This is a genomic window from Pseudomonas sp. C8002 (assembly GCF_013385765.1).
Classification (GTDB): Bacteria; Pseudomonadota; Gammaproteobacteria; order Pseudomonadales; family Pseudomonadaceae; genus Aquipseudomonas.
In genome coordinates, this window is the sequence record NZ_JACAPJ010000003.1 from 213,256 (window position 1) to 219,603 (window position 6,348).

The 6,348-nt window shown below is 63.3% G+C and carries 7 protein-coding genes; all 7 read left to right on the top strand.

All coding sequences use genetic code 11. The features are described 5' to 3' along the window. The first annotated feature begins 23 nt into the window (after window positions 1-23). The 7 genes from HX814_RS04380 (at window position 24) to HX814_RS04410 (ending at window position 6,334) form a co-directional block, all read left to right on the top strand. Complete coding sequence (locus tag HX814_RS04380; protein ID WP_004371272.1) at window positions 24-629, top strand: DUF4823 domain-containing protein; 606 nt, start codon at window positions 24-26, stop codon at window positions 627-629. Window positions 630-646: 17 nt separating this feature from the next. Continuing rightward, complete coding sequence (locus HX814_RS04385; protein WP_102369697.1) at window positions 647-1,207, top strand: DUF1285 domain-containing protein; 561 nt, start codon at window positions 647-649, stop codon at window positions 1,205-1,207. A gap of 70 nt (window positions 1,208-1,277) precedes the next feature. Then, a complete protein-coding gene (locus HX814_RS04390; RefSeq protein WP_080673275.1) occupies window positions 1,278-1,991 on the top strand; it encodes a GntR family transcriptional regulator in 714 nt (237 codons plus the stop codon). After that, a complete protein-coding gene (locus tag HX814_RS04395) occupies window positions 1,988-2,989 on the top strand; it encodes an ADP-ribosylglycohydrolase family protein (protein ID WP_177008411.1) in 1,002 nt (333 codons plus the stop codon). The genes HX814_RS04390 and HX814_RS04395 overlap by 4 nt, the downstream gene beginning before the upstream one ends. A 198-nt stretch (window positions 2,990-3,187) precedes the next feature. Then, window positions 3,188-4,654 carry a cytosine permease gene (locus HX814_RS04400; RefSeq protein WP_008434943.1) on the top strand — a complete coding sequence of 489 codons (1,467 nt, stop codon included), beginning with the start codon at window positions 3,188-3,190 and terminating at the stop codon, window positions 4,652-4,654. Next, window positions 4,647-5,567 (top strand): PfkB family carbohydrate kinase, encoded by a 921-nt coding sequence (locus tag HX814_RS04405; RefSeq protein ID WP_023659250.1) that lies wholly within the window; start codon window positions 4,647-4,649, stop codon window positions 5,565-5,567. Before HX814_RS04400 ends, HX814_RS04405 begins: the two co-directional genes overlap by 8 nt. 38 nt (window positions 5,568-5,605) lie before the next feature. Continuing rightward, window positions 5,606-6,334, top strand: a complete 729-nt coding sequence (locus tag HX814_RS04410; protein WP_177008410.1) for a bifunctional 2-polyprenyl-6-hydroxyphenol methylase/3-demethylubiquinol 3-O-methyltransferase UbiG — start codon at window positions 5,606-5,608, stop codon at window positions 6,332-6,334. Window positions 6,335-6,348 lie beyond the last annotated feature (14 nt).

The window sequence follows — 6,348 nt, forward strand, 5'->3', positions numbered from 1 at the left end:
TCACCGGCCTCTGGAGAATTAGGATGCGTAGTCTGGTTTTGGTGCTGGCGTCACTCGCGCTGGGTGGCTGCATGACCGTCAGTGATATGGCCGAAGGCACGCGCTATCAGATGAGCGATGCCGGGCTGCTGGACCACAGCGATACTCGCCGCGTCAATTCGGTCCGCATACAGCCGGACTCCTTCGTCTTCATCGCCCAGGGCGCCTTCACCCCGCCGGGCAGTGCTTATCCACGGCCTAACGTGGTGGCCGAGGAAGCCTTCAACGGCTTTGTCGAATATTTCCCGATGGTCCGCCGCGCCCGCAAGCCGGAAGGCCTCGAGCAGGCGATGTCGGAAGCCCGCGCGGCGGGTGCGCATTACCTGCTGTACTGCCGCTTCGCCCAGGCGGATGACCGTATCGGCAACGCCGATGAATGGTCTGACCAGGAGGCGGTGGATCGCCTGGGTATCGACACCGGAACCATCCAGGTCATGTTGATCGAGACCAGTACCCAATATTTGATTGATACTGTGCGCATCCATAGCCGTGGCGGTTTACTGACGTTCCACGACAACAAGCCTGAAGATCTGATCGGCAAGCCCCTGGCGCACTACGCGCGCAGCCTGTTGGGCATGAGCGATCAGTAAGACACAAGGAGAGCAGCATGACCGATTCGGCCAAGGCCAATGAGTTGTTGGCGCAATTGCCCAAGGGCAAGGGGCCCGCGCCGGTGCATCTGTGGAACCCGGCGTTTTGCGGCGATATCGACATGCGCATCGCCCGTGACGGCACCTGGTTCTACATGGGCACGCCGATTGGCCGCAAGCCGATGGTCAAGCTGTTCTCCAACATCATCCGCCGCGATGGCGATGATTATTTCCTGATCACCCCGGTGGAAAAGGTCGGGATCAAGGTCGATGACGCGCCCTTCGTCGCCGTGACCCTGGAAGTCGAAGGGCAGGGCGAAAGCCAGGTCCTGCGCTTTACCACCAACGTGGATGAGCAGGTCGAGGCCGGTATCGAGCATCCGCTGCGGGTGGTGATCGACCCGGACACCCAGGAACCCTCGCCATACCTGCGGGTGCGCACCAACCTCGAAGCCCTGGTTCACCGCAATGCGTTCTACCAGTTGGTGGAGCTGGCGGTGACCCGTCCGATCAACGGTAAGAACTGGCTTGGCGTCTGGAGCGGCGGGGTATTTTTCCCCATCGGCCTGGAGCCCTGAGGCTGATTTCTCGCTCTCCCTGAAATAATTCGCTTGCTGTAGCCGGGCTCTTTCGGTTATCAATTTGTACATGATTAGACATGTCCGATTTGATAAGAAAAAACGCGTCGTCGACGAGCTGATCCGCCGTATCGAGGGTGGAGTGATGGCCGACGGTGTCCTGCTGCCGGGCGAGCACCAACTGGCCGAAGAGTTTTCCGTCAGCCGCGGCACCCTGCGTGAAGCCCTGGCCGAACTCAAGCGCCGCAGCTACATCGCCACCCAAAGCGGTGTCGGCTCCATCGTCACCTTCGACGGCATGGTGCTCGACCAGCGCAGCGGCTGGGCCCAAGCCCTGGCCGACACCGGCGCGGTGGTGACCTCCGAAATCCTGCGCCTGGAAGCGGTCACCCGCCCGGACCTGCTCAGCCGTCACGGCAGCGACCAATTCATCGCCCTCGACCGCCGCCGTCGCGCTGCCGACGGCACGTTCGTGTCCCTGGAGCGCTCGCTGATGCCGGCCTCGGGTGGCCTCGAAAGCCTGCCGCAAGTCGGCCTGATCGATAATTCCCTGACCATCACCCTGGCGGCCTATGGCTATGTCGGCGCCACCGGCAACCAATGGATCGGTGCCGAGCCTCTGAACGAAGAAGACGCCCAGCTTCTGGGGCGCCCGGTGGGCACGGTGTTCCTCAAGGCCCTGCGCACCACCTACGACCGCCAGGACCGCTTCATGGAGTCCGTCGAAAGCCTGCTCGACCCTCTGCATTTCCGCTTGCACCTTCAATTTGGAACACCGACATGACCGCCACCACCCGCGCCCTCGGCGCCTTCTACGGCCTGGCCTTGGGCGATGCGTTGGGCATGCCCACCCAGTCCCTGAGCCGCGAGCAGGTCAAGGCGCGTTTCGGCGCGATCACCGGCCTGGAAGATGCCGACGCCGATCAGCCGATCGCGCCGAACATGCCCAAGGGCTCGATCACCGATGACACCGAACAGGCGATCCTCGTCGGCCAGTTGCTGGTGGACGGGCAGGGCAGGATTGAACCCACCGAACTCGCCCAACGTTTGATCGACTGGGAAGCGGTGATGCGCGCCAAGGGTTCCCAGGATTTGCTGGGCCCCTCGACCAAGCGTGCGATCGACATGATCCTTGCGGGCCATACCCCGGAAGAGTCCGGTCGCTACGGCACCACCAACGGCGCCGCCATGCGCATCACCCCGGTGGGCATCGCGGCGGACGTCAACGACCCGGCGCAGTTTATCCAGGCGGTGATCCAGGCGTGCCAGGTCACCCACAACACCAACCTGGGCATCTCCAGCGCGGCGGCGGTGGCGGCGGTGGTTTCCGCCGGGATCAACGGCGTCGATCTGGGCGAAGCGCTGAGCATCGGCACGCAGATCGCCCAGCAGGCGGAAAACCACGGCCACTGGATTGCCGGCGGGCGCATCGCCACCCGCATCAGTTGGGCGCGCACCTTGAGCGTCGACAGCGGCGACAAGGCGCTGTTTACCGACCTGCTTTACGAATTGATCGGCACCTCCGTGGCGTCCCAGGAATCGGTGGTGGTGTCGTTTGCCCTCGCGCAGCAAGTCGCGGTGGGTGAAATGAACGCCATCGAAGCCCTGTGCATGGCCGCCAGCCTCGGCGGCGACACCGACACCATCGCGGCGATTCTCGGCGCGATGCTCGGTGCGTGCCTGGGGATGCAGTGCTGGCCTGAGGCGATGATCGAACAGGTCAAGCAGGTTAACCGCTTGGACCTGGAACCCTTGGTCCAAGGCCTGCTCGAGCTGCGCTGAGCACCGCAGATCGAAAAATGTGGGAGCTGGCTTGCCTGCGATAGCGGTCGATCAGTTGATGAATCATCGACTGACACCACGCTATCGCAGGCAAGCCAGCTCCCACATTGATCCAGTCGAGTCAGGAAGACCGGCACACAGATTCAACTTGCCAACCTGCCACAACCACAAAAAAACAGGCATCAGGAGCACCCCACCATGAGTACGTCCTCTTCCGGCCAAAGCGCCGGGCAATTGGAAACACGCGGCATCGAGCCGGTCCCGGAAGGCGAGTGCAACGGCCATCCGCTGCAACTGTTCTGGGTCTGGTTTGCGGCCAACATCAGCATCCTCGGCTTGCCCCTGGGCGCGACCCTCGTAGCGTTTCGCGGCCTGGCGATCTGGCAGGCAATCATCGTGGCGATCCTCGGCGCCGCCGGCTCGTTTGCCGTGGTGGGCATCATCTCCATCGCCGGCCGTCGTGGCCGTGCACCGAGCCTGACCCTGTCCCGGGCGATCTTTGGCGTACGCGGCAATATCGGGCCGACGCTGGTGTCGCTGATGTCGCGCCTCGGCTGGGAAACCGTCAACACCACTACGGCTGCGTTCGTGCTGTTGTCGTTGTGCTCGATCCTGTTCAACTCGCCGGTTGCCGCCAAAAGCGCGCCGGTACTGACCCTGCTGTTCATTGGCATTTTCGTGCTGCTGACCCTCGCCGTATCGGGCCTGGGCCACGCCACCTTGCTGGTGATCCAGAAGTGGGCCACCTACGTGTTCGGCGCGCTGAATATCCTGGTGGGCGGTTTCCTCTGCGCCACCATCGATTGGAGCGCGGTGTTCAACGCCACGCCTGCGCCGTTGAGCGCGATGATCATCGGCGTCGGCACCATGGCGGCCGGTACGGGTATCGGCTGGGCCAACGCCGGTGCCGACATGTCGCGCTACCAGCACCGCAGCGTCAAGGCCGTGCGCCTGGTGGCCTCCGCGGCATTCGGTGCGGGGATTCCGCTGGTGCTGTTGATCACCCTCGGCGGCTTGCTGTCGGTGGGCAACAACGACCTGGCGTCGGCCACTGACCCGATCATCGCGATCCGCGACATGCTGCCGACCTGGATGGCGGTGCCGTACCTGATCACCGCGTTTGGCGGGCTGTTGCTGTCGAATAACCTGTCGGTGTACTCGGCGGGGCTCACCACCTTGACCCTCGGTTTGAAGGTCAAGCGCGTGCACGCGGTGATCGTCGACATCGTTGCGATCTTCGCCGGTTCGATCTACTTCATGCTGATCGCCGACAGTTTCTACGGCCCGTTCATCACCTTCATCTCGTTGCTGGCGGTACCGATCACCGCCTGGGTCGGGATCTTTGTGGTCGACCTGATTCATCGCCACTACTACAGCCCCAAAGACCTGCTGGACGTAACGCCAAGCAGCGCCTACTGGTATCGCGGCGGGGTTGAATGGCGTGCGTTCGGCGCCTGGGCGATTGCGATCGTGCTGGGCTTCAGTTTCACCACCATCGGCACCACGGCCGAGAACATCTGGTTCGCCGGTCCGCTGTCCGATTCGTGGCTGGGCCACAACGGCCTGGGCTGGATCGTCACCTTCCTGGTGGCCGGCGGGATTTATGCGGTACTGGGTGGCGCGGCTGATCGTCGCCCGGCTTTGGTAGAGAGCGCTAATGTCTAGATTGCTGCACAGCGGCCAGGTCATCGTTGACCTGGTCATGTCCCTCGACACATTGCCTGCCACCGGTGGCGATGTATTGGCCAACTCCGCCAGCTTCGAAGCCGGCGGTGGCTTCAACGTGATGGCCGCGGCCCGACGCAACGGCTTGCCGGTGGTCTACCTGGGCCGCCATGGCACCGGCCGCTTCGGCGACCTGGCGCGCGCGGCGATGCAGGCCGAGGGCATTGAAATGGCCCTGGCCGCCAGCGACGACAAGGACACAGGCCTGTGTGTGTCCCTGACCGAAGCCACTACCGAGCGCACCTTCATTTCCCATATTGGCGCTGAGGGTGACTTGCTGGCGCAAGACCTGGCCAATGCGGTACCACGCGACGACGACTACGTGTACGTCAGTGGCTACAGCCTGCTGCTGGAAGGCAAGGCCCAGGCGTTGCTCGATTGGCTATTGGCATTGCCGCGCCAGATCACGGTGGTGTTCGATCCGGGCCCGCTGGTGAAGGCACCGGACTCGGCCTTGATGGTCGCCCTGTTGCCGCGTATCGATATCTGGACCAGCAACGGTCCGGAAGCGCTGGCCTTTACCGGCGCGAGCGATCTGGCGGGGGCATTGCTCAAGCTCAACGAGCACTTGCCCGCCGACACCTTGCTGGTGGTGCGCGATGGACCGAATGGCTGCTGGATCAGCCGTAATGGCCAGGCCGAGCATGTGCCGGGATTCAAGGTCAAGGCGGTGGACAGCAACGGTGCCGGCGATGCTCACGCCGGGGTGTTTATCGCTGGCCTGGCCAATGGTTTGGCGCCAGCTGTCGCGGCACGTCGCGCGAACGCGGCGGCGGCCTTGGCGGTCACGCGCTGGGGGCCGGCCACGTCACCGGGCACGGCTGAAGTGGATGCGTTGTTGAGCGAGGGCTGATTCGGCAGAATAGTCGCCATTCAGCACGGAGCAGCGTCATGACTCAGAACATCTACGACACCGAGGTTTTCTTCGAGGGCTACAGCAAAATGGGCCGCTCGGTAGAAGGCCTCGCCGGCGCGCCGGAGTGGCCGGCGTTGCAATCCATGCTGCCGCCCATGTCGGGATTGAAAGTGGTAGACCTGGGTTGCGGCTACGGCTGGTTCAGTCGCTGGGCGCAGGAGCAGGGCGCCGAACAGGTGCTGGGGCTGGATGTCTCGCAAAAGATGCTGGCGCGGGCAAGGGAGATGACGTCCTCTTCGGCCATCACCTACGCCATTGCCGACCTGGAAAAACTCGAGCTTCCGGATGCCACTTTCGACCTGGCCTATAGCTCATTGGCGTTCCATTACATCGTCGATCTTAAGGGCCTGTTCGCGCGTATCCATCAAGCGTTGGTCCCGGGCGGGCGGTTGGTATTTTCCATCGAGCATCCGATCTTCATGGCGCCACGGCAGCCGGGCTGGCTGATTGATGAGCAAGGGCGCAAGAGCTGGCCGGTGGACAGCTACCAGTTGCAAGGACCACGGGTGACAAACTGGCTGGCGGAGGGTGTGATCAAGCAACATCGCACCGTGGGCACGTTGCTGACGCTGTTGATCCAGGCGGGGTTTACCCTGACTCATGTCGACGAGTGGGGCCCGAGCGAAGCGGACCTGAAGGCCCGTCCTGCACTGGCAGAAGAGCTTGAACGCCCAATGATGCTACTGGTCGCCGCCCACCGCTGATTCCGTGGCTGCAA

Coding starts and splice junctions, on each gene's coding strand:
- HX814_RS04380 (WP_004371272.1), top strand. CDS start 24: ATGCGTAGTCTGGTTTTGGTGCTGGCGTCACTCGCGCTGGGTGGCTGC.
- HX814_RS04405 (WP_023659250.1), top strand. CDS start 4,647: ATGTCTAGATTGCTGCACAGCGGCCAGGTCATCGTTGACCTGGTCATG.
- HX814_RS04390 (WP_080673275.1), top strand. CDS start 1,278: ATGATTAGACATGTCCGATTTGATAAGAAAAAACGCGTCGTCGACGAG.
- HX814_RS04385 (WP_102369697.1), top strand. CDS start 647: ATGACCGATTCGGCCAAGGCCAATGAGTTGTTGGCGCAATTGCCCAAG.
- HX814_RS04400 (WP_008434943.1), top strand. CDS start 3,188: ATGAGTACGTCCTCTTCCGGCCAAAGCGCCGGGCAATTGGAAACACGC.
- HX814_RS04395 (WP_177008411.1), top strand. CDS start 1,988: ATGACCGCCACCACCCGCGCCCTCGGCGCCTTCTACGGCCTGGCCTTG.
- HX814_RS04410 (WP_177008410.1), top strand. CDS start 5,606: ATGACTCAGAACATCTACGACACCGAGGTTTTCTTCGAGGGCTACAGC.